This window comes from Candidatus Thiosymbion oneisti, from assembly GCF_004359955.1.
Classification (GTDB): Bacteria; Pseudomonadota; Gammaproteobacteria; order Chromatiales; family Chromatiaceae; genus Thiosymbion; species Thiosymbion oneisti.
Window position 1 is genome coordinate 12,039 of the sequence record NZ_SMSC01000032.1, and the last position, 25,050, is coordinate 37,088.

Sequence of the window (25,050 nt, forward strand, 5' to 3'; positions counted from 1 at the left end):
GGATGCATCAGGATCTGTCTCCATTTTCTCGTTCTCCTGCATCTAAACTGTTCTGAAACTCCATAGCTCTTCTACTTATTTCTTTTCCGCTCAATCCTTCAAAAATATTCGTTCTCCATTTTGTATAGTCAAATTTTTCTCTTTGAATAAGAGCGATAAATTTCTCAGCTTCAACTATACCAAGATGATGATTCAATATTTCAAACCCGGACATTTTTATTTCGGAATCTGTTCTCATTGCTACGACGCCTTCCCTATTACCAAGGTTATAGGATTTACTATTTTAATCTGTGATATTTTATAAGCCTTCTTTATTATCTCTTTGTCTACTGTCAAGAAGTACTCACAGTTCAGATAGATTGCGCATGCTACATGCAAGGCATCAACAGCTTTCAAGCCAATAGCAGTTAATTTATCCATTTCAAAAAGAATTTCCTCTGATTCAAGGGCAAATGAATTAGCTAATTCTCTCCATCTTTGAATTTCAATTTTCCTTTCTACAAAAGGGTTGGCATTATTTTCGAAGTCAAGGATATAAGACCACCCCAAAGAAAGCTCGTTCGATTCTATTTTTTCCTGAATATCCAGCTTCGCTTCAGTTTCAAGCCGTATGGGTAGAGATGATTGATCATCATACGGTCTATTGAAGCAACAATTATCAAGGTATAGTTTTGTTCCTTTTTTCATTGTCTTGTTGTGAGTCTAACAGTTAATGGTTAGTGTGCCAACCTATTGTACTACCTGTCAGGTCCCGGATGATTACGTGGAATTTTCTTGAAAAAGTTAGGGCTGCTGAGAACCTGTAAGCCGGGTTTCGTTCCTCAACCCAGCCTACGCAGGCTACTGATTATAAGGCACCGCCCGCTCAACCAACTCCTCAAGTCCCGGCTCGTCCGGGTTCCAGGGCTTACCCGGATGGATGCAGTCGGCGGGGCAGAGTTCGGCAGCTTCTACCAGTTGGGCGTAGGTACCTGCATTCAAATCCCCGAGCATGGCTTGTTTGTCTTCGTTGTAGAGAAAGAGCAGGGGGTTGAGGTTGGTGCAGTCGTTGCAGCTGGTGCACAGGGGGGTGTCGATCCAGGGTTCGTCGAAGCTCAGAGCAGGCTCGGGTGTGATTGGCTCTCCGATTTCACCGTCGTCTTCCTCTATGGGCGGGGCTGTCTCTTCTTCCGCGGGCGGAGGGCTTGCCGGTTTCGCTAGGATGGACCCACCACCGGAGGTGCTGGTCAGATCCATCCCCAGCAGGATGTCGGTGAGCCGTTGCATGGCCTCGCCGGCGGCGGCCTCACGGACTTGTTCCAACTCGACGGCGTACTCGGCCCGGAGGCGCTCGCGTTCGGCCGTGGCCTGTTGCCGTTCTTCGTCTTGGGTGCGTGTGATCGCCTGTTCCACATAGGGATTGCGCACGCCGGCCAGCTCTTGGAGGGTGTGCCAGAAGTTGAGCCGATCCCGGCAGGCGAGGATGAGTTCCCTGGAGATGACCAAGCGGTGCAGCAGGTTATTGCCGTCCACGGCCCAGACGAAGGGCAATAGGCGGTTGGCCTCTTCCGGGGGCAGGGCCAAATAGTCGGCCACCGGAACCAGGGCTGACGAGTCGCAGCCCGGTGGGATGATCCGGAAGTGGTCGCGCAGGCGCTCGACGAGGAGGGCGTAGTCGGCGAAGGTGAAGGCCAGCTGGGCCTCGATGCCGTTGCCGTTCTCGTCCCGGTAGCGGAAGGGATGTACCGGCCAGTCGCGGGTCTCCTGGGGATTCTCGCTGAAATCCATGCGGGTGGCCGCGAAGTCTCCGGCCGCCGGGTTGATGCGGAAGAAGGGGTGGGCGCGCCCTTCGATGCCGGCCCCGGCCACCAGCCAAGCGTTGAGGCGAACCAGTGGGTCTGGGGACCGGATACCGATGGTGATCAGGTTCAGGCTGGTGTGGGTGGCGTCCAGGGCATCGAGGAAGCAGCGCATCAGGTGGCGGTGACGGGCCGCGGACGACTGGGTCACGACGGCCTGGCGGTGGCTGATCCCCAGGTACCCGAGCTCGGTGCGAAAGGCCTGGAAGGGGTTCTCGTCCGGCAGCGCACCGGGGTTGTTGTGGGCCTGGATGCGGATCATGATCTGCACCGGGCGGCCCGAGCTCAGCAGGCGCGAGAAGGAGTGGAGCCCGGTGCTGGCGACTCGATCCGCGTCGTCCAGGGCAATGATGCTGGGTACGAGCAGGAGCTCTTCCTGGGAGAAGGCCTCCCATTGGAAGTTGTCGAACCAGGGGTCGTGGATCGCCGGGTCGTAGATGCCCTCGATCTCGAGCTGGGCGATGCGCACGGCGGCAAAGACGCCGGCGAGCTTAGCCGCCTCGTGGTCGAAGAGCTCGGTGGCCCGGGCGCAGGGGTCCGAGTCGATCAGGTCCTTGGTGTCGTAGCTCTCGGACAGCCAGTGCCCTGCCACACCCCCTAAGTGGACGAACCGGACCCGGATCGGGTCGGGTTGCCAGGCCTCCAGGATCTCGAGGACGCGTTCGATCCGCGCGCGCCGTTCCGGCGGCATCTCCTGGGTGCCTTTGGAGTGGTCCATCACCGCCGAGAGGGCGGCGGGGTCGAAGCGCTCGCCCTCGGGTCCCACGCTGTCGCGGGCCTGGCGCGGCTCGATGGCCTCGTCGGACTTACCCCATTCCACGTCGAACAGGGCCCGGAGACCGCGGATAGATTGGTCGACCTGGGACTGAAACTGGGCCAAGCGCGGGATGACCCGACTACGGACGGCATGGATCAGCAGGTGGAGGGCCGGGTAGCGGCCATAGCCCATGATCCGACCTGCGCCGGCTGCGTCCCGCAGCTGATCCAGGTCTTCCTGGAGGCGCTCGCGGTTGGCCTGGTCCAGGTTCAAACGGTGTTGCAGATCCAGCCCTGCCCGCCGCAGAACGGGCGCTGCCGGCGCCGGTCCCTCGCGTTCCCGCAAGGTTTGGCGTAGGTGGTATTCGAGCCAGTGCAGGTGGTCCTTGAGGATGCGCGCCTCATTGTCGCCGGGGGCGAATCCCTGCACGGTCCGGGCGAACCATTCCGCCAGGGGTTGCTCCAGGTCGTCCGCATCCTGATGGCCGTCCCCGGCGTTGGGTGGAAACAGAAACAGGGGGTAGTCGTAGCGCAGCTTGGAGGTGTCGCGGAAGGGGTCGAGCAGGGCCGGCAGGATATCATCGGGCGCCGCTTCGAGCTGGTCCTTGGCCGTCGGTTCGCCGAGGTGGAAGTGGCGCAGGGTGAACATGAGCTCCCGGGTGGCCTTGGCGTCTTTTACCGCCGTCGGCAGGGCCGGGATGCTCTCCGGTTGCGAGCCGGGGATTTGGGTCTGTTGTCCCCTTGCTGTTTGGTTGGTGGTCATATCGGTTAGGTGATTGGTGGAAAAGACGTTATCCGATTTTTAAAAACGGCAATCGAGCCTCCTCATCTCCCACATGACTTGACTGAGTGATGAAGGCATTTGAAACCACCGCACTTGAAATGCCGCTAATGGCCGGTTGGTCGGGTGTAACTTTTTGTTATGCCAAATTACTTGATTCCTGTTCATAGCTTGCTATTTTCTCCTTACACAATTTTTCAGTTAAAGCCTGTAATTCTTGTACTCGCTCCGCAAGCCAATTAAGCTCTTCTCTTGTGATTGAATAACTTGGTTTATATCGAGCATCTACATAGGCTTTACGTAGTAACTTAAAGCGTTCTTTTTCTTCGTTTGTGGAACGCGGAAATATAGGTAGGAACCTTGGCTCTATGCTTGAGACTCTTTGACTTAATTTCTCTAAATCATGAGTGCTTGGTTTATAGCGAGTAAATACTAATAGAATAGTTCCATAAAGACATTCTGTTGCTTGATGCAAAATGAATGCTGCTTTATTATGAAAGTTCTGTTCAAGCATTATTTGGTATGTAGCATAAAACTCTTTAGCACTATTGAACCAATACTCGAAATCCTCTTCAGCTGATTTTTTCCTTTCTTCCGGTGTTATTTCAATTGGCTTCGCCAATTGAAATTTTCCTGAATCATAGAGAAGGATTCCTTCACGCACGACATCAATATAGAAATACTGGCTTTTCCTTAAACGACGATTTATGAACTGGATATCTTCGGCAATCAGGCTGATTGGGGTTCGGTGGATCGTTTTGGCTAAGCGTTGAGCAAGCTGATTGTTTTGCTCGATTTTGCTGGCTTGGCGAGGTGTTTCGGTAACAACCAGAAGGTCGAAGTCGCTTTGATAGCGATAGAGAAGCGTTTCCGGGTCGAGGTCTTCAACCCAGTCACCACGGGCATAACTCCCAAACAAGATAAGCATATCGAGATCGATTTCTTCTCGAATAATCTCGATGGCCCTTTGTAGTTCCTGCTGTTTTTGTTCAGGCAGGTGTCCAAGGGAGGTTTTCATTCTCTTATGATAATCCCTTCGTCTTTCCAATGCCTGGTTGAAGAATACAAGTTAACCGCTGGGCGTAGAACGCCTATCGGCGTGGCTCAGGCGCCCAATGCCGCGTGGCACTGAACTTGAAAGTCGCAGAGGAGCTGGACCGCGGCATTGGATCGCTTGCAGCCAAATGTTAGGCGAATGAGCCGTAAAAAACGACCCATCAATTGAGTCTGGCTCCTTTTGCTCCTTTTCGCTTTCCCCCTTATCTTAGTCCTTTAGAACTCGTAGGTCCGGAATAATCTGAAAGTTCAGGGTAATACTGTCTCATTCTTTCTAGAAGCACAAAACCACTACAATCATATCCTGGGGGGCGTTTAGCGTCGCCGTAGTTTCCGAGGTTGACGTTGTATTGGTAGCAGTAATCTCCCCTGCTACCATCTGGCCTATTTTGGTCTTGATATGCACATGCATTGCATGGAGTTAGCATAGCCCCTCCTTCGTTTTTGTTGATTTGATTACTGCTTTCAGCATAGTAAACGGAAGATCGTTCTCCTTTCGGATTTGATCCAAATCGATTCTGGCCTGGTGTGCTATCTTGAACAAAGAATACGATTAGCACGATTGCACCGATGATTGGTATTAAACCAATTAACAACCACCATCCCGATCTGTCTGTATCATGTAACCGACGAACCCCAACTGCAATGCCAGGTAATAACACTGCCAAACTATATATCATTCCAACCACTCCTGGACTTCCCATAAAACCCTCAATAAAACCTATTGCAAACGCAATAATGATATTGATGAGGAGAAACATCCAATATTCTGTTCTGTGAGCTCTGCCCGTAAACACTGCATATTTTTTCAATACTTCGATATACCAGTTCATTTGTTTCTTACTCCTCTTGATAGCATCCCGATTAATTGGGGTTTGGCAGCAGACGGGATGTTACAACTGCCTAACAGGTAGTAGACGGCGAGTCGCCGTGTTTAAGTACTTCGGAATGCCTTATATACCACAAGTATCGGTTCAAAAACTAACTGAACATCTTGGCGATAGTTGATGGGCGTTAGCCCGCATATCTCACCAGGGCGGCTGGCGGCACAGGATTTTTCCATTCAGTTCAATAAAGGGTAGACCCTTTTCCGGTGGGAGGGAGGCTTTGGGGCTTTGACTTAGAGGCTGTCTAAAAACTAACCCTTTGATTTGGCTTGGTATGGAGTCCTTAACCGTCTCGAAGTGAAACCATTGATTCCCCCCTCTCCCCAACCCCTCTCCCGCCAGGGGCGAGGGGCTTTTGGCCGTAGCCAACCTTGCAGGACCACGGCTCACCTGGACCGCGCGGCAGGGCTTGAGTTTTTAGACAGCCTCTTAAACCGTGAGACGGTCCAGGACCCCATCGAAGCGCTCCAGCCGTTCCTGGGGCGTCATGTCGGTCCCTTGGCTGGACAGGTCTTCGTAACAGGGGGCGTCCGGGTTGTGATAGATCAGGCCCACGGGAATCAGTGCCGGGTCCGCGGCGAGCCGGAAGGCCCGGGCCAGATCACTGGGGTCGTGCTCCAGCCGTTGGGGAAACTGGCGCTGGGCGCTGGGGTCGATCGGTATGCCTTGCGCGTGCTCGAGCAGCAGGAACCCGGACGGATCCCCCTGCAAGGCCTTCGAGACCTGTTCCGCGTACACGGGGCAGCGTTGGATGATGCGCACGAAGCCGGTCCCGCGGTGGCGGTAGGCGGCCTTGAGGGTCTCGTAGAGCAGGGGCGGATTCCAGTCCACGACCTGGGCCACGAAGGATACATTGGTAACCCCTAAGGTGACAGTCAAGGGATTGAGCGGGTCGATGATGGCCCCGAAGGGGTGGGTGTTGGTCTTGAAGCCGATAGGGCTGGTGGGGGAGGTCTGGGCCTTGGTGAGGCCGTAGATGGCGTTGTCGAACACCATCAGGGTCATGTCCATGTTGTAGCGCAGGGCGTGGATCCAGTGGGCGGTGCCAATGGAGAAACAGTCCCCGTCCCCGGTGGCGACCCAGACGTCCAGGTCCGGGCGGCGGGATTTGATACCGCAGGCCAGGGGCAGGGCGCGCCCGTGCAGGCCGTGGAAGCCGTAGGTACCCAGGTAGTGGGGCATGCGGCTGGAGCAGCCGATGCCGGATACGCACACCGAGCGCTCGGGCTTCTGCTGCTCGTCGCGCAGCACCCGTTGGGCCGCGGTGAGCACCCCGTGGTCGCCGCAACCGGGACACCAGCGGGCCTCGCCGCCGGCGTAGTCGCCGATGGTGAAGTAGCGCTCGAAGACTTCGAGGGACCAGTCCGCTTTGAGTCCGAACATCAGTCGGTTCCTCTCTCTTTTTCATCAGCGTCCCCGGCGTTCTGCGGGGCCGTCAGGCGTTGCAGGATCACGTTGTGGATCATCCCCGGTTGCAGGGGGTGGCCGTAGACCACGGACCAGCAGTCGATGTCCAGCAGGGTATGGGCCCGCAGGACCCAGGCGAGCTGGGCGTAGCGCCGGGTCTCGTCGGTGATCAGCGGGGCGTCGGGGGCATCGCTGTAGTTGATCTCCACCGTCATGACCCGACCGAAGCGGGCGAAGATCTCCTTCAGCCCCGGCTCCATGGGCGACAGAAAACGCAGGTGCAGGGAGGAAACCCGATGCCCCTGGGCCCGCGCCCGGTCCACCGCCTCCTCGATGGCGCCCAGGGTGGAGCCCCAGCCTACCAGCAGCAGGTCGCCTTCCGGGTCGCCGTACACCTGGGGCGGCTTGAGGGTACTGGCCAGGGCTGTCAGCTTGCGGCTGCGCATGGTGCAGCCCTGCTGGTTGGAATCCGAGTCGTAGGCGACCTTGCTGAAGTTGGTGTGGGCCAGGCCGGTGAGGATATATTGGCCGCCGGGCATACCGGGGATAGGACGCGGCGAGAGCCCCGTCTCCGGGTCCCAGTCGTAGGGCGGTACGGATTGGTCCCACTCCGACTGGTCGATGGGCGGCGCCAGCCAGTCGGGGGTGGGTTCCGGGCGGGGATAGGGCTGCACGCCGGTGGCCAGGTTGGCGTCGGTGAGCAGGATCACGGGGGTGCGAAAGGCCTCGGCCAGGCGTCGCGCCATGATGACGAAGTGCAGACACTCCTGGATGGTGGCGGCGGCGATGACGACCTTGGGCGCGTCCCCCGGCTCGCCGTACAGGGAAGCTAAGAGGTCCCCCTGCTCGACCTTGGTCGGCAGACCCGTGGACGGACCGCCGCGCTGCACCACCGCCAACACCAGGGGGATCTCGGCCATGACCGCGAGGGCCACCATCTCGGTCTTGAGCGCCAGTCCGGGACCGGAGGTGATGGTGCAGGCGGTCTTGCCCGCAAAGGAAGACCCGATGGCGAAACCGATGGCGGCGATCTCGTCCTCGGCCTGGTGCACGAAGCCCCCGACCTCGTGGAAGACATCGGCCAGGTAGTGCGACGCCGAGGTGGCCGGGGTGATGGGGTACATGGACACCAGTTCCATCCCCGAGGCCATGACCCCCAGCGCCAGGGCCTGATTGCCGTTGGTCACGATAAAGCGCTTGCCTTCCGTCTCCTCCGGCGGTCGCGGCGGGACCTCGAAGCGGGCGTCCAGGTGCTCGGCGGCGAACGCCAGGCCGGCATCGAACAAGCGATGATTTAGGGCGATGACCTCCGCATCCTTGCGCTTGAAGGTGGTGGTGATCTCGTCCTTGGCCTTCTGGACGTCCCGCGCGTAGAGGTGGCAGAGCATACCCAGCACGAACATGTTCTTGCCCCGACGGGGGTTGGACATGATCTCCAGGCAGGCCTGCTCGATGGGTAGTTCGTGGACGATCAGGCCGTTGTTCCGGAACTCGGTAACCGCCTTGGCGTACTGATCGCGGATCTCGGGGACCGGGTCGTCGCGCCATTTGTCTTCGAGCAGGACCATGGTACCCCGCTTGTAGGCACCGTTGGCGATGCGCGAGTAGAGCACCTGCTCGTTGAAGGCGACCACGATGTCGGCCTCGTCCCCCATATTGGTGACATCATGGGAGGCGAGGCGGATCCGGATGCCGCTCGCGCCCGCGGGGGAGCGGGCCGGCGGCTGGATCTCCGCGGGGATGATCTCCACCGTCCAGACGCCGTTGCCCATCCGGGCGCAGATGGTCCCGAAGGTCTGGCCGGCCTTTTGGGCCCCCTCGCCCGAATCGCTGACGATCTCGACGATATGCTCGCCGATGCGTTGTGCGCCGGACGGTGGGTCGGTCTGTTCCTGCGGACTTAGGGGGTTGGTTGCTGCTGTGCTCATAAAAGCTACTCTGTTTCCAGCCGGGCCGCATGCCGCTTCAAGGATCGTTGAGCGAGGTCCCCGGAATCAAGGCGGGTAAGGTACGGAGGAAATCCGATGTTGCCTATGACGCAGATCACCGTCGATCTGATCCTATCATTAGCGTAGACGGCGAACCGCCGGGAAAAGGCGGAAAATCGCACTTTTCGGGGACAAGCCCGCCCGCGGCTGGTGCCGGTATCCGAGCTAAGGATATCTGATAAGCTGAAGGCTATATTGTCGCAGGGTTTGGTCGCCGAAGAAAACGCGCTTTTTATATACAAAATGAAAGATGGCGCAAGCGTTTAAACCACGTCTGGATATCCTGCCATCCTCACAGCGCCGTTTGTGGGGTGAGCTGAGCGAGGTGCCGGAAGCCTTCACGCTTTACGGCGGGACCGCCGTCGCCTTGCAGCTGAGCCACCGCGCAAGCCTGGATTTCGATTTTTTCTCGACCGCCTCTTTCGCGCCGGATCGTCTTTATGCGGCCTTGCCGTTTCTGGATGGCGCGGAAGTGCTCCAGAGCAAACCCGACACCCTGACCTGTCTTGTGGATCGGGGTGGGCCGGTGCAAGTGTCTTTCTTTGGCCTGCCGAGCCTGGGCCGCGTGTCGGAACCACTGCGCGCCCCTGACAATGGTCTTAAAATCGCCGCCTTGGTCGATCTTGCGGGCATGAAGGCCGCCACGGTTCCGCACCGGGCCGAAGCCAAGGATTACCTCGATATCGCCGCCATACTCGAAGCAGGCGTTATTGATCTTCCGACCGCCCTTGCCGCCGCGTCCGTGATTTACGGGCGGCAGTTCAATGCCCAACTCACGCTAAAGGCGTTGTGCTACTTCCACGACGGAGACCTAATCCTCTATTCCGCAGGAGACCAAAGACAGGCTGGTGCATGCCGTGGCCGCTGTCGATCTGTCCCGACTGCCACGCCTTGAGCCGATACGCCCATGGACGCCCAAAGATCCGGAGAATGGCCGATGAAGCCCCTGCAGCTCACTGAAGAGTTGGAGCGCGTGGCACGGCGTACACTCTGGTTCAAATCCCCCGAAGAAGCGGTCCGCGACCCGGTGCATTTCATCGCCCACGTCCTGACCTACGGCACTCATGAGGATGTGCAGACCTTGCGGCAGCAGGTCTCCGACGAGGAACTGGCCGAGGCGATCCTCGACGCCCCGCCGGGGGTATTCGACGCCCGTTCATGGACCTACTGGAACCTCAAGATCGGGCGGTATCCCGCTCCGCCACTACCGGAGCGTAAATTCGGGTGAAATGCGAGGAAAACGGGCGGGAAAACGGACCGGAAAACGGATTTTGTCCCGCACCTGGTCGAGCAGGCGGGGCTTGGTCTGCGTTCCAGCGGAGGGGGTATTTTCCATGTCAGTATCTGACAGGTTGTCCTATATACTGGCAATATATACAGGTACTTGCGAACAGGCAAGCAGATTAGATCTCACTTTCGACGTATTTTCTTACGTCGCTTTTGAGGTCTACTTGTAGTTATGCTCCTAATGGGACTGCTCCTAATGGGACAACCAAACTACGATGAACAGAGGAAAGCGCAGATTCTCATATCCAGAACGCTACGCTATCTGGCACTGCAACGGGCGGAGATGTTGGTGGTGCCGCGAGCCACTTCGACTCGTCGAGGTTACCATTGACCACGTACTACCGGAATCCCTACTGGACGATGAGGAGAAGCGGAAGGAAATCCTTGCTGAATACGGTCTACCGCAGGACTTCAACATCAACGGCTACGAGAACTGGCTTCCGTGTCACAACCACTGCAACCAGAGCAAGGGCAACAAGATTCCTGTCTTCGTGCCCGGCAACAAAGCAATAATTGATGCCCTTCGGGACACGGCACCCAAGGCCGAACGCACGGCGCGTGCAGTGTCATCGAATGCTGCCAAAGACAACGTATTCAAGACGGTTTTCACGGCATTGGAGAAGCAAACAATAACTGTGCGTGACTTAGATGAATTGCTACAAGCTTTTGTCGATGATCCAGCTATAGTCGGTGTCCCAAGCGATGTTATTATCCTCGACAGTGGATACTGGGTTCCGCGGGAACAGATCGCGAGGGAAGGGACATGTCGTTGCGAACGAAACGCCTGTGTCGGCCGGGATGATAAGGTTTACTGCTATTTCGAAGCGTCACTTTCGCCCTGGGTCATAAACACGGGGCTTTTTTGGAGGTGCTATGACGAGGTCATTTCTTGTCCGCGTTGTTCACGTCAACACAAAAGGGGACACATTGGGCGAAAGGATGTTTGCGGTCGGCCTTACAACAACCAAGAGACGCTGAGCGATTGACCGCTGATGCGTTGCAGAGAGCATAACAAATCGGTGAACCGGAGTTGGCTCGCCGTTCGGTTTTTCAACTCGGTTTTCCTCGGTTACGATTGTCCGTGTTTCAATGTCGTCCGTGTTGGTCCGTCAACCCGGTTACCTCAGTCGTTAGGAGTCTCTCAAGAGGAACCGGCGCTATGAATCTACATGAGTAGCAATTATCATTAGAGTATGAAAACATCATTTGAACATCTGCCAGAGCAAAAACAGCAGGAATTACAAAAAGCTATCGAAATCATTCGAGAAGAAATTGATCTCGATATGCTCATTCTTTTTGGTAGCTATGCCCGTGGTGACTGGGTAGAAGACTTTGACTCGGAAACCCTCCTTTACCGCTATCAAAGTGACTTTGATCTTTTGGTTGTTACCGAAACTCCCCGCCAAGCCAACAAAATTGAGCAAAATAGCCAGCTTACCAAAAAATTAGCCAAAGCTATTCATCGAACTCCAGTCAGCTTGATTGCCGAAGACATCCAATTTGTAAATCGGCGGCTCAAGAAAAGCCAGTATTTCTATATTGATATTTTAAGGGAAGGTATTCTTCTATTTAATTCAGGTAAGTTTGAATTGGCGGAGCCAAAAGAAATCACAGATCTAGAAAGACAAAATCTTGCAAAACAAGATTTTGAGTATTGGTTTAATAGTGCCCAAGATTTCTTTGATACGTATCAGTTCAACTTCAATAGGCAAAAGTATAGCTTGGCAGCCTTTGAGCTTCACCAGGTAACAGAGAAACTTTACGGAACAGTTCTACTCGTGTTTACTCGATACAAACCAAGTACCCATGATTTAGAAAAGCTTGGTCAGAGAGTGGGAAGCATTGAGCCTAGGTTCTTGTCAGTATTTCCAAAAGCCACAGAGGAAGAAGAAGAGTGCTTTAAGTTACTCCGAAAAGCCTACGTGGATGCTCGCTATAAACCGAGTTATACAATTACAAAAGAGCAATTGGAGTGGCTAGCTGGGTGTGTAAGCCGGTTGAAAGAGTTAACAGAAAAATTGTGCAGAGAAAAAATTAAAAGTTTTAGCCAAATCTAAACAAGGCATAACCAAAGAGTCAAGCGAGGAAAAGGGGCCAGGCTCAATTGATGGGTCGTTTTTCACAGCTCATTCGCCTAACATTTGGCTGCAAGCGACCCAATGCCCCGGTCCAGCTCCTCAGCGACTTTCAAGCTCAGTGCCACGCGGCATTGGGCGCCTGAGCCCAAACGTTATGCTTGTAATCTGACATCACCTCCATCATAATCAAAGTTCTTACCAATCGTCTTACCGGAGTTAATACTTATGATGGCGGCGACTGTTAGACTGTCCAGCAAAGGACAAATTGTCATACCTAAAGAAGTGCGGGACTCACTACACTGGGGTGTAGGGGTTGAACTGACATTGGTGACAACAAAGCATGGTGTCATGTTACAGACTAAGGCACCTCAAACACACAAAATTCCAGCGAAATCCCTGCGGGGGTTCTTACAACATACAGGTGAGCCTGTTCCAACTGAGACACTATGCAAACCCGTCGAGTATACGAATGATCGCATTTGATACTAATCTATTGGTGCGCCTTGCGGTCAATGATGATGAGTGCCAAGCAGATATAGCTGAACAGTTCATTAATAGTGGTGAAGTTTTTATTTCAAGAACCGTGCTACTGGAGACCGAGTGGGTTCTTCGCTCGGTTTATAAGAAAAGCCGCAATGACATTGCGTCATTCTTCGAGAATACCCTGGTAACTGAAAACCTTGTCATAGAGAACTCGACAGAAATTGGACAAGCCCTCGAATGGTACAAGTTGGGGGCAGATTTTGCAGATGCCATGCATCTATGTATTTGCGGGGAGAGCTTACTTCATACCTTTGACGTGGAGTTCTGCAAGGCAGCCAGTAAATTAGGCATAACTCCCACTTTCAAGGTATTAAAATAGAAAGCATAACAAAAAAATCCAGCGGCCCCAAAAACGCGGCGCTCGTTTCGTGGTGAATTCAAGCTCAGTGGTGCCGCGTTTTGGGCCCCTGATTTTTGGCGTTAGTCCTCGTATAAAAGGCATCGCAATGGAAGTCAAATTAAGCAAGCAACAAAAAGTCACCGTAAACAGTGCGGAAGACATTTATCTGATCATGCGCCAGATTCTCCGTAGAGAGAATAAAATCGGTCAAGGTCAGGAACACTTCTGGATGGTGGGTTTGAATCAAGCCAACAAGATCCTCTATATCGAGTTGGTTGCTCTGGGGTCTTCTAACATGGCAAACATCAACCCCAGAGAAGCCTTCCGCATGGCGATTTACAAGCTGGCCGTTCAGGTGATTATGGTCCATAACCATCCCAGCGGGAATGTGATACCTTCCGAGGAAGACAAGGATCTCACCGATCATTTTATTCAGGCGGGTAAATTTCTCAAGGTCGAAGTGATCGATCATCTAATCATCAGCGACGAAACCTATCATAGCTTTGTCGAGTCGGGGATCTTCAAGAAACTTCAGGCAAGCGAAAAATGGATTTTACCTTATAAACTCAAGGAGAGATACAAGAATGAAGGCAAAGAAGAAGAAAAAATGGAAATGGCAAAGCTAATGAAGAAAGATAAAAAAACAACAGAAGAAATTCAAAAGTATACCCAACTTCCAATAGAAGAAATTCAAAAACTATAGAACCCAAATAGGCTAACTAGAAAAGGGGCCAGGCTCAATTGATGGGTCGTTTTTCACAGATCATTCGCCTAACATTTGGCTGCAAACGACCCAATGCCGCGGTCCGGCTCCTCAGTAATTTTCAAGCTCAGTGCCACGCGGCATTGGGCGCCTGAGCCAAGCCGTTACGGAAATGGGATCAGGTCTTGATCCGTGATCCTTGAAGGCACAGATCAAGACTTGACCCCTTTCCCGTGGTGCTAAGCCCCACGGTTATCCGCACCCTCACCCTTTGTCAAACACGAAGAAAAACGTCATGTCAGAAACGATGTTTCAAGCCTACGCATCTTTGGAACCCGGAGGGCGTCTGCAACATTGGGAATATGAACCGGCACCATTAGGAGAAGAAGAGGTCGAGATTCGGATCACCCATAATGGGTTGTGCCATACCGATATTCACATGCGCGATAACGACTGGGGCATCAGTACCTATCCCCTGGTGCCGGGCCACGAAGTCGTGGGTGTGGTGACGCAAACAGGAAAGGATATCACTTCCCTGGCGGTTGGCGACCGTGTGGGCTTTGGCTGGATCAGAGATGCTTGCCGGCAGTGCGATCATTGCATACGAGGCGAAGAAAATATCTGTCATAATGGTTATACCGGGCTTATCGTAGGGCATCACGGTGGTTTTGCGGACAAGCTTCGTGCACCGGCCGACTTTGCCTATAAGATCCCCGATAGATTGGATTCCGCCGCCGCCGCGCCGCTGTTATGCGCGGGAGTTGCCGTTTATACGCCGCTACGTACATATGTGACCCGGCCCGCGATGAAGGTAGGTGTGATCGGTATCGGCGGTCTGGGACACATGGCGGTCAAGTATGCCAAGGCCATGGGGGCGGAGGTCACGGTCTTTTCGACCTCGCCCGATAAGGAAGCCGAAACAAAGGAATTCGGTGCCCATCATTTCCAGATTTGGGAAAATGCGGATGAGATGAAAAAGGCCCATAGTAGCCAGGATCTCATCATCAACACCGCTCCTGCGGCTACCGATTTCGAAACCGCGCTGAATCTACTCGGCAACAACGGTACCTTGTGTATCGTCGGACTGCCGACTTGTGCGATCGAGGTTCCGGTAACATCGCTGGTATTCGGACAAAAGGCGGTTGTCGGTAGTATCGTGGGTGGACGGAGATTCGTGCGGGAAATGCTGAACTTCTCGGCGGTCCACGATATCACGCCCATGGTCGAGACAATGCCGTTGAGCCAAGTGAATGAGGCAATGGATAAGGTAGCAGCAAACAAGGTCCGCTATCGTATCGTGTTGACCGCCTGACTCATGGCCGAGTGGCCACAGATGAGTAAATCACCTGTGGCTATCAGGCCGAAAATTCAGGGTATTGGGTACCTGTTTGCGTGCGGGACGCACAGGCAGGCGGGCTATTTTTGGCCCCTGTGCCCAATCTACCCGACTCGATTCCAGGCCAAGATCTTGTTTCAGCAGTGAGTATTATTCGGTGGTCCTGCTGCGGAAGGGCCGCCGCGACAAACCGGCAACGCCCTGACGGCTCCTGGTTTCGGCTTTCCATCGCGTCGTTTGGGCTTAGAGGCTGTCTAAAAATTAAGACGCTGATTTTAGGGCATAAAATCTGTAATTTCGCGCTCTTCCCACGCTCCAGCGTGGGAACGCCGTCTGGTCCGCTCCCGCGGACTCAGCTCCTGTGCTGATCAGCGTTGGCTGTTAGCCTACCGAGGTGCTTAATCGACGCTGGAGCGTCAAGATCCCTCCTCCGTCGGGACAAGTCTGCTCCCACGCTGGAGCGTGGGGAGCCAGCCGAATTCGGGACAAACTCCGTACGGTTTCCGGCGTCCACATGCCGGGCATCGGGCGAGCTCCGGAGCGGCGATAACCAACCGACGAGGGCCTTACCATGACCCAGGAGCTTGTAATCCGCAACATGACCCGTCCCGAGGTGGACGAGCTCGTCGGCTGGGCCGCCCGCGAGGGCTGGAACCCCGGCCTCAACGATGCCCGGCTTTTCTGGGCTACCGATCCCGACGCCTTCATCGCCGCCGAGCTCGCAGGAGAATTGATCGGCGGTGGCGCCATCACCGCCTACCAGGGTGAATTCGGCTTCATGGGCTTCTTCATCGTCCGGCCCGAGTTTCGCGGCAAGGGGCTCGGCAATACTCTCTGGCACGCCCGCCGCGAGCGTCTGCTCGCACGGCTGCGCCCGGGTGCGAGCATCGGTCTGGATGGCGTCCTCACGATGCAGGACTACTACGCCAAGGGTGGCTTCGTCTTCTCCCATCGCAACCTCCGTTTTCGCGCGGAGATCCCCAAGCGACCAATTACCCCGCGACCGGTTACCCCGACCGTCGGCAACCAAGAGATCGTCCCCTTGGTCGAGGTCCCTTTCGATCAGGTCCTCGATTACGACCGCGCCTGCTTTCCCGCCCCGCGCGCGACCTTCCTGAAGGGGTGGCTATCCCAACCCGGCGCTGCCGCCCTCGGCTGCCGGCGCGCTGGGAACCTGAGCGGATACGGAGTGGTCCGCCGCTGTGGCCAAGGCTACAAGATCGGTCCACTGTTCGCCGACGACGCCCAAGCCGCCCAAGCCCTCTACGCGCACTTGGCCGAGCGTGCCGCCGGCGGCCTCCTGTTCCTCGACGCCCCGGAGAACAACCCTGCCGCGCTCGAGCTGGTACACCGACACCGGATGGTCGAGGTCTTCGGCTGTGCCCGGATGTATCTGGGTCCGGCCCCGGCTATTGCCCACCGGCGCATCTTCGGCGTCACCACCTTTGAGCTGGGCTGATGACCGAGCGCGACCTCGTCGGCTACGGCGGTTGCCCACCCCCTCCACGCTGGCCCGGCGAGGCCCGCGTCGCCGTGCAGTTTGTGCTCAATATCGAGGAAGGCGCGGAGTCGAACATCCTCAATGGCGATGCCCGATCCGAGGCCTGGCTACACGAGTTGCCGGGCCGCCCGCCGCGGATCGGAGAGCGGGACCTCAGCGTCGAAGGGATGTATGAGTACGGTTCACGTGCAGGCGTGTGGCGTATCCTCGAGCTCTTTCAGGCCCGCGGTCTGCCGCTGACCGTCTTTGCCGTCGGCCTGGCCCTGGCGCTCAACCCACAGATCGCCCATGCCCTGCGTACTGCCGGGCACGAGGTCGCCGGGCATGGTTACCGCTGGCTCGACTACCGCCAGATCCCTGAAGACGAAGAGCGCGCGCACATCCGCCGCACCATCGAGACCATCGAGGGGCTGTGCGGCAAACGCCCCGTGGGTTGGTACACCGGGCGGGTCAGTCACAACACCCGCCGCCTGCTGCGGGAGGAGGGCGGATTTCTCTACGACTCGGACGCCTACAACGACGATCTGCCTTACTGGCTTGCCGGATCATCCCCACCGCATCTCGTGATCCCCTACACCCTGGTCAACAATGACGCCCGGTACTTGTTCCCGAACGGTCTTGCCTGTGGGGACGACTTCTTCCGGCTCTTGCAAGACGCCTTCGACATCCTGTGGCAGGAAGGCGAGCGTTGCCCCAAGATGATGAGCGTCGGGTTGCATGGTCGCATCAGTGGTCATCCAGCCCGGGCGCTGGCACTGGCGCGGTTTCTCGATTATGTGCGGAGCCGAGACCGGACATGGATCTGCCGGCGCGAAGCGATCGCCCGGCATTGGCTGGCCGAGCATCCGGCCTAGTACCCGGTTTCACCGAAAATTTCATGGTAAAACCACTCCCTGTCATCTCGACCGAAGGGAGAGATCTTTCACGCTCGTTCCCACGCTCCAGAGACTGTGAAAGAATTCGTTTTTCCCGGAAGTGGTGGGATGAAGCCACCATATTTCATACTAAATTCTGTCTCATGTGGGATTTAAGAGAAGTATTTTCTCTCGTTCCCACGTGCCGCGTGGGAACGCGGAAGCTCCGCGCCGCGGAGTGTCTCGGAAACTCGCAGCCACTGCTGCATGGGCCTGATGTGCTTGATTTTCATGAGGATTCAGCTCAATTGAGAACGCACCCTAGTACAGCTACTCTCAATTACGGAAGGTGGCTCTTTATGGATTCCGGACTGCTTTGGAGTGCGCCGGCAAAGCGGCGCGGCTGCATCGAACCTCAGTCACGGGGGATACCAGCGGCATTGGCCGGGAATCCGGGCACTGAGGTTCCACCCGCGCCGCGGCGACGGCGCTTTCCCCTGGCCGCAACAGCTTTGTTGGGAACGGATACCTCGCCAAATCCAAAGCGGCGGCAGGATGGTGCCACTTGGCCGCCCCCCCACTTATGCCTGGCGCTGTAGGTTCCGGTAAGCCTCGGGGTCAGGTTGCCGCCGCACTCCAAAAGGTCCGGTGGGACCCTTCCATGATCGTTGGCAGTCCGGAATCCATAAAGAGCCTTTCCTCTTTTTCGCTGACCGGTAACGCTTAGAGGCTGTCTAAAAACTAACCTATTGATTTTCTACCGGCATTGATTTTCGGCTGGCTCCCCAGGCTCCAGCGTGGGAGCAGACCTGGTCCCGACGGAGGAGGGATCCGACGCTCCAGCGTCGATTAAGCGCCTCGGTAGGCTAACCGCCAACGCCGATCAGCACACAGGAGCTGAGTCCGCGGGAGCGGACAAGACGGCGTTTCCACGCTGGAGCGCGTGGCACGGCGGACCCTGTAGTTCAAGTCGCCCGCAGAGGCAGTCCGGGAGCCGGTGCATTTCATCGCCCATGTCCTGACCTACGGCACCCACGAGGATATGCAGACCTTGCGGCAGCAGGTCTCCGACGCGGAGTTGGCCGAGGCGATCCGCGCAACGCCCCGCCGGGGGTGTTCGACGCCCGTTCATGGACCTACTGGAACCTTAAGATCGGGCGGTATCCCGCTCCGCCGCTGCCGGAGCGTAAATGCGGGTGAAATGCATCGATGAAGCCATTGCGGTTGGTTCGGAATCTTCCGTCAGGTAATAGTCCAAAGATGCGGTTCGCCGCCGGGCGCGGGACGCGCCCGGCGGCTCACCACATCCTACGGGCCAGGGCGCGGTTGGGATGGACCCCTTTGGTCAAGGGATGCTGCAGAAAACGGCGGACCTGGTCGGGGGTTGCCGATACCACAATCGCCCCGGCGGTTTCGAGCACCCGGGCCTGCAATCCGATTTCATGCTCCAGGAAATCCGCCAGCGCCCGGATGGCAAGACGGCGGCCCTCCCGGTCACTCTCGACCAAACGCTTGGGAAATACCCTGTCAGTCAATCTGCCGCGCTCGAAGGCGACTCGGCGCTCAGGCACCTTTACCTCCACGATCAGTGACCGGGCCTTCCCTTTCTCATCGGAAAGCCAGGGTTTCAGGCTGGTGGGAACCGCCGCCTCCGTTGTGGTTTCGGTGGTGAGGCCAGAGTAGGTTGACATATCAGAAGGTCCGCACAGCGGACCCTACTTGATTGATGTAGGGTCCGCTGTGCGGACCGCTTGGATGTTGCGGCCATTTAACATTCGTGTCCATTCGTGGTTCTTGTCCATAGCGACTCATACCTCGCCGGTCTGAGGCGAAGCCTGGCCAGCCACTTGCCACCAGGGACTCAATAACCGAGCTTTTTGGCAAAGCCGATGGCACGCAGTACGTCCAACCGGCCGAAGCCATAGCGATGGTCCGGTCCCGACTCGCCCAGATCCGTCACCGAGCCGATGATAAGGTCCTGAATGGTAGAGACCCGTTCCAGGCCGGCCTTCTTGTCACGGATACTGGTTGTGCTCAGGAGCAAGGCAATGGCGGCAGCCACGTGGGGGGTAGCCATGGAGGTCCCACTGAATGACTGGTAGCTGCCGCCGGGCACGGACGAATAGACGGCGACGCCGGGCGCGGTCAGCTCGGGCTTGGAGTAAATCAGGGGCAGATCGGCCGGATCGATGTAGTCGCTCTCATAGATGATCTGGGTCCGGCCCCCCGAGAAGGCGGCCACCCGGTCCTGCGGATCGGTGGCCCCGACGCTGAGGGCAAACAGGTCGTTTCCTGGCGAGCCGGTGGTCTGTTCGCCTTCGTTGCCGATGGCGACCACCACCGGGATGCCGGCCTCGACACAAGAGAGGATCGCCTGCGTATAGGTGGACGGTGTCTCCGGGTCCATCATCAGGCCGCCCAGGGAGAGGCTGATGACATCCACGCCCTGATCGACCGCCCAATCGATCCCGGCCAATACCTGGGCATCGGTGCCGCCTTGCTCGCCGTTCAGCACCAGGGCGGCCGCTATCTTTGCTTCCGGGGCCAGGCCGATACAGCGCCCGGAGCCGTCGCCGCCGACCAGGGTCCCGGCGCAATGGGTGCCGTGGGTATGGCTGTCATGGGGCTGGGACTTGTCTGCCTGGTTACCCGCATAGTCGAACTCGGCCCAGTGGGCGATCTTGCCCTTCAGGTCCGGGTGCTCCGCGTCCACGCCGGTGTCCAACAGACCGATGGTCACGCCCCGGCCCCGGTTGCCGAAGAGGCCCCAGGCGGCCAGGGCGTTGCAGCGCTCCAGGCCCCAGGTGGAATGAAAGACCTCTTTTTCCTCCACCTCGGGCCGCCGGGTTTGCAGCAGGGCAGGGACGCTCAGGCGACGGTTGAGGTGGATGTCCTCGATACCCGCGACTTTGTCGGGGAGCCTTGCCAGCTCCCATCTGGTCAGGCGCAGCGGCATGGCGCGCGAGGTCCAGAAGCGATTGGGCCCTTCTCCTTTCGGTAGGCTGCTCTTGCGGGTCGGGGTCAGCATCCGATCCAGCGCGCCCTGTACCATGGGGTTGTTCATCAGGGCATCGGTTGAGTGCCAACCGGATTCCTGGATGCGCTTCAGGGCAAAGGTCGCCGCGCGGGCCTGGTCGAGCCGGGCGCGGTCACTGGCAGTCTCCTCCATTTTCCGTGGCTTGACGGCTGGCTTGCCGTAGGGCTGTGGCAACAGATCACGGGGGGTCAAGGCCAGCCGCCGGTGCCTGACGGCCCGGCCGGCGGCCCTGGCCAGACGGGCGGTGATCGCGCGGTCCGCCTCCATTTGGACAATCACATCCAGCTTCTCACCGGGGACCGTGTCCAGGATGTGCTCCACGCGCTGCTGTAATGGTTTGCTCATTGTTCGCTGGTACTCGGCCTCAGTGGCTAGGGAAGCCCTGAATGAATCCATCCCGGATTCATCAGAGCCCGCGTAGATGGGGTCAGGCCAGGGCGACGGAGGTGGCCGGCATCCGGCGGATGGCGCCAGCTTATCCGCCCTACGCGGGCTTATAACACCGCCAGGATCCCATTGCTGGGCGCGCCTTGTCCCGCCTTGTTGATGGCCAGGACGCGAAAGACGAACTGTTGACCGCTCGGCTGGTCGGTGAGGGTCGCCTCGGTTGTGAGCGCCGTGCCCACATCCATCCAGTCCTCCGAACCCTCCACGCGGCGTTGGACCTTGTAGGCCGCCACCTTGCCGCCGGCGTCCGGTTGCTTCCAATCCAGGAAGATCCAGCCTCGGCCCTGGCGTGGGGCCTCCAGGGTGCGGGTCTGGCCCGGCGGCGCCAGGGCCGTGGCGTCCCGGCGTCCGCCCCAGCCCAGGACCTGGAGGCTCGCGTCGTCGAAATGGGTCACGTTCTCCGCGTATCTCAGGATCATCTTCATCCGGTCTGTCAACGCCTCCAGGGCCTCGTTCTTGCGGTCGACGGCATGGCTGGCCGCCGCCTGTTGCTCCTTGGCGGCGTCCAGGGCGTCGAGAAAGGCGTCGAGCGTCTGCTTGAGTTCCTCTGCGCTGATCGGCGGACTCGGAAACAGGTCCGTGTGGGCCTTGAGCCCGGTGAGGATCTCGTGGGCCAGGGATTGGATCTTGGTTTCGGCCTTTGGAAACATCGCCATGATGGTGGTTTCTCCGCATGTGATTGGTCCGGGGCTTCCCGCGGCTAGGGGTCCCGAAAAAGCTCATTCTTCCTTCTGGCTCCCACGCGCCGGCGTGGGAGCAAATCCTGACGCTCCGGCGTCTCTTAAGCCAACTCGGTAGTGCTCAACATGTAGTGATCCAGTTCTGAACGCTCATTGCAAAGTTCCAATCGGACAGGATTCACAGGATTTTCAGGATTAACAAGATTCTTTATTTTTGTAGGGAACGGCATTTTTGTAGGGAACGGCCGACCCGCCGTTCCATAAACTGTTTGGAATGCCAGGTCGGGCATTCCCTATAGCAAAATCAGGTGAAATGGGATACGAAATTAAAACGAAGAAAAATCCTGTGAATCCTGGAAATCCTGTACTAGATCCTGTTGACATTTAATGCTAATCGACTGTTTTCACCTGTTGAATGACTGCAACATTCCGGCGGTCCGCACAGCGGACCCTACGCTAACCATCTGATTGACTGTAGGGTCCGCTGTGCGGACCTGCTAAATGTCAACACGCCCTAATTGGATAACAGGACCGTAGGGCGGGAAAGCGTGGTGCATCCCGCCGCGGCGCTGGGAACGCCGGCATCCTGCCGGCCAGGATTTGCCGGCAAGAGGCTGTTTCGACCCGACTTCTCCGCAGCGCGGAGCTTCCACGTCCCCACGCGGCGCGTGGGGACGAGAAGAACCCGCGGCAGGTATTACCGAACCTCTGGTTGGCGTTACCGGACCCGCGGCAGGCCCTCCCGAATCGCCAACAGTTTTCTTGCGCTTTCGGCGGGTTTTTCTAAACCCTCGGCAAGCCTTCCCAAGCCTTTAGCGGTTTTCTCACGCCTCCGATGGGCTTTTCCGAATCCTCGGCAGGTATTACCGAACCTCCGGCGGGCGTTACCGGACCCGCGGCAGGCCCTCCCGAATCGCCGATAGTTTTCTTGCGCTTTCGGCGGGTTTTTCTAAACCCTCGGCAAGCCTTCCCGAGCCTTTAGCGGTTTCCCCACGCCTCCGATGGGCTTTTCAGAACCCGTGGCAGGTATTATCGAACCTCCGGTTGGCGTTACCGGACCCGCGGCAGGCCCTCCCGAATCGCCGATAGTTTTCTTGCGCTTTCGGCGGGTTTTTCTAAACCCTCGGCAAGCCTTCTCGCACCCGCAGCGGGCCTACGCGGGCTGCATCCTTCTTGATTTTGAACCACAGAGGACACCGAGAAGGCAGAGAATTGGCCTGTGCCCTTCTCGGTGTCCTCTAAGGTCCGGTCATTCCACGGAGGTTTCTTAAGCCCCGGCTACTCGCCGGGATGCACCCAGCGAAACTTGACCACCAGGGATCAGGGGTGTCGCATTCCCCAGGCACCGCGGCGACGGCGCTTTGTTTTAATCCAAAGCGGCGGCGGGTCTGTGCCATGCCGACAGGATTTTGGTAACAGCGAGCACCCTAAGGTTCCGATTACGACCGAGGTAGCCGACTGCCGCCGCACTCCAAATGAGTGAGCCGTCTGTGCCGGGTTTCGTTCCTCAACCCAGCCTACCCATCGATCCAGCAGGCGTCTACAAAGAGCTGGCGATAGGCCGGGTCCGAGGATTTGACTAGTGCTTCAAGTTCCTCCACCCGGCTCTCATCGCCATAGGCCAGATCCCGCAGCACATGGGCCACCCGCAGGGCCGGGTGGTCCATGGGACGGCTCTTTTCGATCAAGTCCGGGAACAGGGTCTCCTCCGGGGTTTCGTAGCCGCCGTAGAGCCACAACCAGCTGTCGAGCAGCAGCAGGCAGGCGGCATTCTCGCATTGGACCGGGGACGGCTCGCCGGAGGCAATGGCCGTCTCGGTCGCCCGCCAGAAATTTGGATCCACCAGGGTAATGGCCTGCCCGATCCGGGGCAGATGACGGCGGGTGAGTAGCATCTTCCAGTGGGCCTTGGGCTCCAGGCGCAGCAGATCGCAGAAGGGATTGAGCAGCAGCGACCGGCGCTCGGTATCCCCGATCAGCTCTTGGCAAACGGCCCTTGTGACATCGGACAATTGATTGTTCGCGGAGGATACCCTCAGATCCAGAGCCCGATCTAGATCCAGATCCAGATCCAGAGCCCGAGCCAGAGCCCAATCCAGATCCAGATCCAGATCCAGATCCAGATCTAGAGCCCGATCCAGATCCGGAGCCCGATCCAGATCCAGAGCCCGAGCCCGAACCCGATCCCGATCCCAATCCAGATCCAGAGCCCGAGTCCGAGCCAGAGCCCGAGCCAGAGCCCGAACCCGATCCCAATTCCGATCCCGAGCCCGAGCCAGAGATCGCAGCAAAACTGTTTCGACCCTGGTGGGGTCCCGATCGGTCGCCTCGGAGGCGGAAGCCTGGTCCCGCAATCCCATCCTCAACAGGACCGAGTGACGGACATACTGGGAAAATGGCCAACCAAAGTGGAGAGCACCCAGCAGATCCCTAATGCCTGGAAAACACCCCTCGCCCCGCGGCGCCGTCATAGCCCCGAACAGGACGGCGCCGAAATTGAGCCCTGGTGACAAGAGTGCCATTGCCGTTCGTGAAGAATCGAAGAAATGGGAGATCGGCGTGGGAAGCACTTGGATAGGAGAGGGGGCCAGGACATGCCGGAAGAGGCCCTCCGCGGTCTCGGATTCCCAGGTGATCTGGCCCGCAGCGGCGATTTCCTGATGGGTCCAGCCCAGAGCGGCGAGGGACAAGGCGATTGCCGGGGGGAGTCCGATGCGCTCTCCGAGGCCGCCCGGCACCGGGACGGGAGTCGCCGGAGCGGGAGTGAAGCGGCGGAGGATTTGCAGCAGGCAATCGCCTGGATCGAGGAGATGCCGGTCCTGCACGACCACATTGTCCTGCTGCGGAAGAAGCTGGATTCCCTCGCGCCCGAGCATCCGAAGCTCGAGCATCCGCTTAGGCCCGTGCTGGCAGGCCATATCCGGCGCTGGATGGATGGACTTCCCGCTGCCGACAGGGCCTATTACCCGTAGGGTGGGCTGTGCCCACCGACTCGTCCGGTTCCGATGAGGCCGCAGGACAATTTGAGCCCCAAAGACCTATATTGAGTATAGGAAAATATAGCCCGCGTCGGGCGGATTGCCCAAATGAGGTTTCGGTAGTGGCAAATTCATAAGTGTTAAAGTAGAGCGGTTCATCTTTTTGATCCCCTCTCCCCAACCCTCTCCCAGCGGGAGAGGGGGCATAGCGGCCAGTGCTGTTGGTCATGTTCCAACTTAGATATTAACCACTACCACTCAGGGATTTCCCCAGGGTCACGACCAGGGCGTGCCGGGCTTGGGCAAGATCCTGGCAGGGCGCGCGGGCGGCCATATTCAGCTGGAGGCCGAGGGCGAGTACAGATTTCTGCCGGGCTTCAGCGGCACCCCGGTGTGGAGTCAGGATGCCCGCGGTAGCGAACCCCTATCACCCTTCCCATCGTAATCAGTTGGCAGCATTTGTTAACCTTGTTTCTTCGGTTACAGATACAAGCTGCTTGTAGGAATTGAGAGATTTCCACTTACCAACAGAATCTGTGGATATCTCTGTGAA

The 25,050-nt window shown here is 57.5% G+C and carries 23 protein-coding genes; 12 read left to right on the plus strand and 11 right to left on the minus strand.

The features are described 5' to 3' along the window. Positions 1–7 precede the first annotated feature (7 nt). The 7 genes from E1958_RS16430 to E1958_RS16460 all read right to left on the minus strand — a co-directional run bounded on the left by E1958_RS16430 (position 8) and on the right by E1958_RS16460 (position 8,653). Entirely contained in the window at positions 8–238 is a 231-nt protein-coding gene (locus tag E1958_RS16430) for a hypothetical protein (RefSeq protein ID WP_133512835.1), read from the minus strand. Between the two features lie 2 nt (positions 239–240). Next, a complete protein-coding gene (locus E1958_RS16435; RefSeq protein WP_089726326.1) occupies positions 241–687 on the minus strand; it encodes a PIN domain-containing protein in 447 nt (148 codons plus the stop codon). 153 nt (positions 688–840) lie between these two features. Continuing rightward, positions 841–3,357 (minus strand): ferredoxin, encoded by a 2,517-nt coding sequence (locus E1958_RS16440; RefSeq protein WP_133512836.1) that lies wholly within the window; start codon positions 3,355–3,357, stop codon positions 841–843. 157 nt (positions 3,358–3,514) lie between these two features. Beyond that, positions 3,515–4,393 carry a HEPN domain-containing protein gene (locus E1958_RS16445; protein WP_133512837.1) on the minus strand — a complete coding sequence of 293 codons (879 nt, stop codon included), beginning with the start codon at positions 4,391–4,393 and terminating at the stop codon, positions 3,515–3,517. A gap of 241 nt (positions 4,394–4,634) precedes the next feature. After that, positions 4,635–5,264, minus strand: coding sequence for a DUF805 domain-containing protein (locus E1958_RS16450; RefSeq protein ID WP_133512838.1), 630 nt, complete (start codon positions 5,262–5,264; stop codon positions 4,635–4,637). 483 nt (positions 5,265–5,747) lie between these two features. Continuing rightward, positions 5,748–6,701, minus strand: a complete 954-nt coding sequence (locus E1958_RS16455; protein ID WP_133512839.1) for a thiamine pyrophosphate-dependent enzyme — start codon at positions 6,699–6,701, stop codon at positions 5,748–5,750. After that, positions 6,701–8,653, minus strand: a complete 1,953-nt coding sequence (locus tag E1958_RS16460) for a 2-oxoacid:acceptor oxidoreductase subunit alpha (protein ID WP_133512840.1) — start codon at positions 8,651–8,653, stop codon at positions 6,701–6,703. Before E1958_RS16460 ends, E1958_RS16455 begins: the two co-directional genes overlap by 1 nt. 310 nt (positions 8,654–8,963) lie before the next feature. Here E1958_RS16460 and E1958_RS16465 point away from each other — a divergent pair, with 310 nt between their 5' ends. The 10 genes from E1958_RS16465 (at position 8,964) to E1958_RS16510 (ending at position 17,355) form a co-directional block, all read left to right on the plus strand. Next, on the plus strand, positions 8,964–9,608 hold the full coding sequence (locus E1958_RS16465; RefSeq protein WP_207787826.1) for a nucleotidyl transferase AbiEii/AbiGii toxin family protein: 645 nt from the start codon (positions 8,964–8,966) through the stop codon (positions 9,606–9,608). Between the two features lie 42 nt (positions 9,609–9,650). Continuing rightward, positions 9,651–9,941 (plus strand): hypothetical protein, encoded by a 291-nt coding sequence (locus E1958_RS16470; RefSeq protein ID WP_133512841.1) that lies wholly within the window; start codon positions 9,651–9,653, stop codon positions 9,939–9,941. A 274-nt stretch (positions 9,942–10,215) separates the two neighbouring features. Next, positions 10,216–10,986 carry an HNH endonuclease gene (locus E1958_RS16475; protein ID WP_133512842.1) on the plus strand — a complete coding sequence of 257 codons (771 nt, stop codon included), beginning with the start codon at positions 10,216–10,218 and terminating at the stop codon, positions 10,984–10,986. 207 nt (positions 10,987–11,193) lie between these two features. Next, positions 11,194–12,057, plus strand: coding sequence for a HEPN domain-containing protein (locus tag E1958_RS16480; RefSeq protein WP_133512843.1), 864 nt, complete (start codon positions 11,194–11,196; stop codon positions 12,055–12,057). A gap of 249 nt (positions 12,058–12,306) precedes the next feature. After that, the gene (locus tag E1958_RS22130) at positions 12,307–12,561 is read left to right on the plus strand and encodes an AbrB/MazE/SpoVT family DNA-binding domain-containing protein (protein WP_424945093.1); all 255 of its coding nucleotides are present in this window, start codon (positions 12,307–12,309) and stop codon (positions 12,559–12,561) included. Then, positions 12,548–12,940 (plus strand): type II toxin-antitoxin system VapC family toxin, encoded by a 393-nt coding sequence (locus E1958_RS16490; protein WP_133512845.1) that lies wholly within the window; start codon positions 12,548–12,550, stop codon positions 12,938–12,940. Before E1958_RS22130 ends, E1958_RS16490 begins: the two co-directional genes overlap by 14 nt. A 127-nt stretch (positions 12,941–13,067) precedes the next feature. Next, positions 13,068–13,664: a JAB domain-containing protein gene (locus E1958_RS16495; protein ID WP_133512846.1), complete on the plus strand. Its 597-nt coding sequence runs from the start codon at positions 13,068–13,070 to the stop codon at positions 13,662–13,664. 295 nt (positions 13,665–13,959) lie between these two features. Next, positions 13,960–14,976, plus strand: coding sequence for an NAD(P)-dependent alcohol dehydrogenase (locus tag E1958_RS16500; RefSeq protein WP_133512847.1), 1,017 nt, complete (start codon positions 13,960–13,962; stop codon positions 14,974–14,976). A gap of 595 nt (positions 14,977–15,571) precedes the next feature. Then, complete coding sequence (locus E1958_RS16505) at positions 15,572–16,459, plus strand: GNAT family N-acetyltransferase (protein ID WP_133512848.1); 888 nt, start codon at positions 15,572–15,574, stop codon at positions 16,457–16,459. Further along, positions 16,459–17,355: a polysaccharide deacetylase family protein gene (locus E1958_RS16510; RefSeq protein WP_133512849.1), complete on the plus strand. Its 897-nt coding sequence runs from the start codon at positions 16,459–16,461 to the stop codon at positions 17,353–17,355. The genes E1958_RS16505 and E1958_RS16510 overlap by 1 nt, the downstream gene beginning before the upstream one ends. Before the next feature lie 1,298 nt (positions 17,356–18,653). Here the strand turns inward: E1958_RS16510 and E1958_RS16520 are convergent. The 4 genes from E1958_RS16520 to E1958_RS20995 all read right to left on the minus strand — a co-directional run bounded on the left by E1958_RS16520 (position 18,654) and on the right by E1958_RS20995 (position 24,209). Further along, positions 18,654–19,046: a hypothetical protein gene (locus E1958_RS16520; RefSeq protein ID WP_133512850.1), complete on the minus strand. Its 393-nt coding sequence runs from the start codon at positions 19,044–19,046 to the stop codon at positions 18,654–18,656. 170 nt (positions 19,047–19,216) lie between these two features. Then, entirely contained in the window at positions 19,217–20,737 is a 1,521-nt protein-coding gene (locus E1958_RS16525; protein WP_165742186.1) for a S8 family peptidase, read from the minus strand. Positions 20,738–20,886: 149 nt separating this feature from the next. Further along, positions 20,887–21,495: a fibronectin type III domain-containing protein gene (locus tag E1958_RS16530; protein ID WP_133512852.1), complete on the minus strand. Its 609-nt coding sequence runs from the start codon at positions 21,493–21,495 to the stop codon at positions 20,887–20,889. Positions 21,496–23,036: 1,541 nt separating this feature from the next. After that, positions 23,037–24,209 carry a hypothetical protein gene (locus tag E1958_RS20995; protein WP_207787897.1) on the minus strand — a complete coding sequence of 391 codons (1,173 nt, stop codon included), beginning with the start codon at positions 24,207–24,209 and terminating at the stop codon, positions 23,037–23,039. Here E1958_RS20995 and E1958_RS16540 point away from each other — a divergent pair. Both E1958_RS16540 and E1958_RS20485 read left to right on the plus strand, forming a co-directional pair. Next, complete coding sequence (locus E1958_RS16540; RefSeq protein WP_133512853.1) at positions 24,180–24,491, plus strand: hypothetical protein; 312 nt, start codon at positions 24,180–24,182, stop codon at positions 24,489–24,491. The two genes, E1958_RS20995 and E1958_RS16540, sit on opposite strands and share 30 nt — an antisense overlap. A 304-nt stretch (positions 24,492–24,795) precedes the next feature. Next, on the plus strand, positions 24,796–24,942 hold the full coding sequence (locus tag E1958_RS20485; RefSeq protein ID WP_165742188.1) for a hypothetical protein: 147 nt from the start codon (positions 24,796–24,798) through the stop codon (positions 24,940–24,942). Positions 24,943–25,050: the final 108 nt, after the last annotated feature.

Excerpts from the sequence above, each read along its gene's own strand:
- E1958_RS16495 (WP_133512846.1), top strand. The coding sequence starts at position 13,068 with ATGGAAGTCAAATTAAGCAAGCAACAAAAAGTCACCGTAAACAGTGCG.
- E1958_RS16450 (WP_133512838.1), bottom strand. The coding sequence starts at position 5,264 with ATGAACTGGTATATCGAAGTATTGAAAAAATATGCAGTGTTTACGGGC.
- E1958_RS16500 (WP_133512847.1), top strand. The coding sequence starts at position 13,960 with ATGTCAGAAACGATGTTTCAAGCCTACGCATCTTTGGAACCCGGAGGG.
- E1958_RS16455 (WP_133512839.1), bottom strand. The coding sequence starts at position 6,701 with ATGTTCGGACTCAAAGCGGACTGGTCCCTCGAAGTCTTCGAGCGCTAC.
- E1958_RS16445 (WP_133512837.1), bottom strand. The coding sequence starts at position 4,393 with ATGAAAACCTCCCTTGGACACCTGCCTGAACAAAAACAGCAGGAACTA.
- E1958_RS16475 (WP_133512842.1), top strand. The coding sequence starts at position 10,216 with ATGAACAGAGGAAAGCGCAGATTCTCATATCCAGAACGCTACGCTATC.
- E1958_RS16530 (WP_133512852.1), bottom strand. The coding sequence starts at position 21,495 with ATGGCGATGTTTCCAAAGGCCGAAACCAAGATCCAATCCCTGGCCCAC.
- E1958_RS16440 (WP_133512836.1), bottom strand. The coding sequence starts at position 3,357 with ATGACCACCAACCAAACAGCAAGGGGACAACAGACCCAAATCCCCGGC.
- E1958_RS16435 (WP_089726326.1), bottom strand. The coding sequence starts at position 687 with ATGAAAAAAGGAACAAAACTATACCTTGATAATTGTTGCTTCAATAGA.
- E1958_RS16525 (WP_165742186.1), bottom strand. The coding sequence starts at position 20,737 with ATGAGCAAACCATTACAGCAGCGCGTGGAGCACATCCTGGACACGGTC.
- E1958_RS16470 (WP_133512841.1), top strand. The coding sequence starts at position 9,651 with ATGAAGCCCCTGCAGCTCACTGAAGAGTTGGAGCGCGTGGCACGGCGT.
- E1958_RS16540 (WP_133512853.1), top strand. The coding sequence starts at position 24,180 with ATGGGTCCAGCCCAGAGCGGCGAGGGACAAGGCGATTGCCGGGGGGAG.
- E1958_RS16460 (WP_133512840.1), bottom strand. The coding sequence starts at position 8,653 with ATGAGCACAGCAGCAACCAACCCCCTAAGTCCGCAGGAACAGACCGAC.
- E1958_RS16480 (WP_133512843.1), top strand. The coding sequence starts at position 11,194 with ATGAAAACATCATTTGAACATCTGCCAGAGCAAAAACAGCAGGAATTA.
- E1958_RS16430 (WP_133512835.1), bottom strand. The coding sequence starts at position 238 with ATGAGAACAGATTCCGAAATAAAAATGTCCGGGTTTGAAATATTGAAT.
- E1958_RS22130 (WP_424945093.1), top strand. The coding sequence starts at position 12,307 with ATGGCGGCGACTGTTAGACTGTCCAGCAAAGGACAAATTGTCATACCT.
- E1958_RS16465 (WP_207787826.1), top strand. The coding sequence starts at position 8,964 with ATGGCGCAAGCGTTTAAACCACGTCTGGATATCCTGCCATCCTCACAG.
- E1958_RS16520 (WP_133512850.1), bottom strand. The coding sequence starts at position 19,046 with ATGTCAACCTACTCTGGCCTCACCACCGAAACCACAACGGAGGCGGCG.
- E1958_RS16490 (WP_133512845.1), top strand. The coding sequence starts at position 12,548 with ATGATCGCATTTGATACTAATCTATTGGTGCGCCTTGCGGTCAATGAT.
- E1958_RS16510 (WP_133512849.1), top strand. The coding sequence starts at position 16,459 with ATGACCGAGCGCGACCTCGTCGGCTACGGCGGTTGCCCACCCCCTCCA.
- E1958_RS16505 (WP_133512848.1), top strand. The coding sequence starts at position 15,572 with ATGACCCAGGAGCTTGTAATCCGCAACATGACCCGTCCCGAGGTGGAC.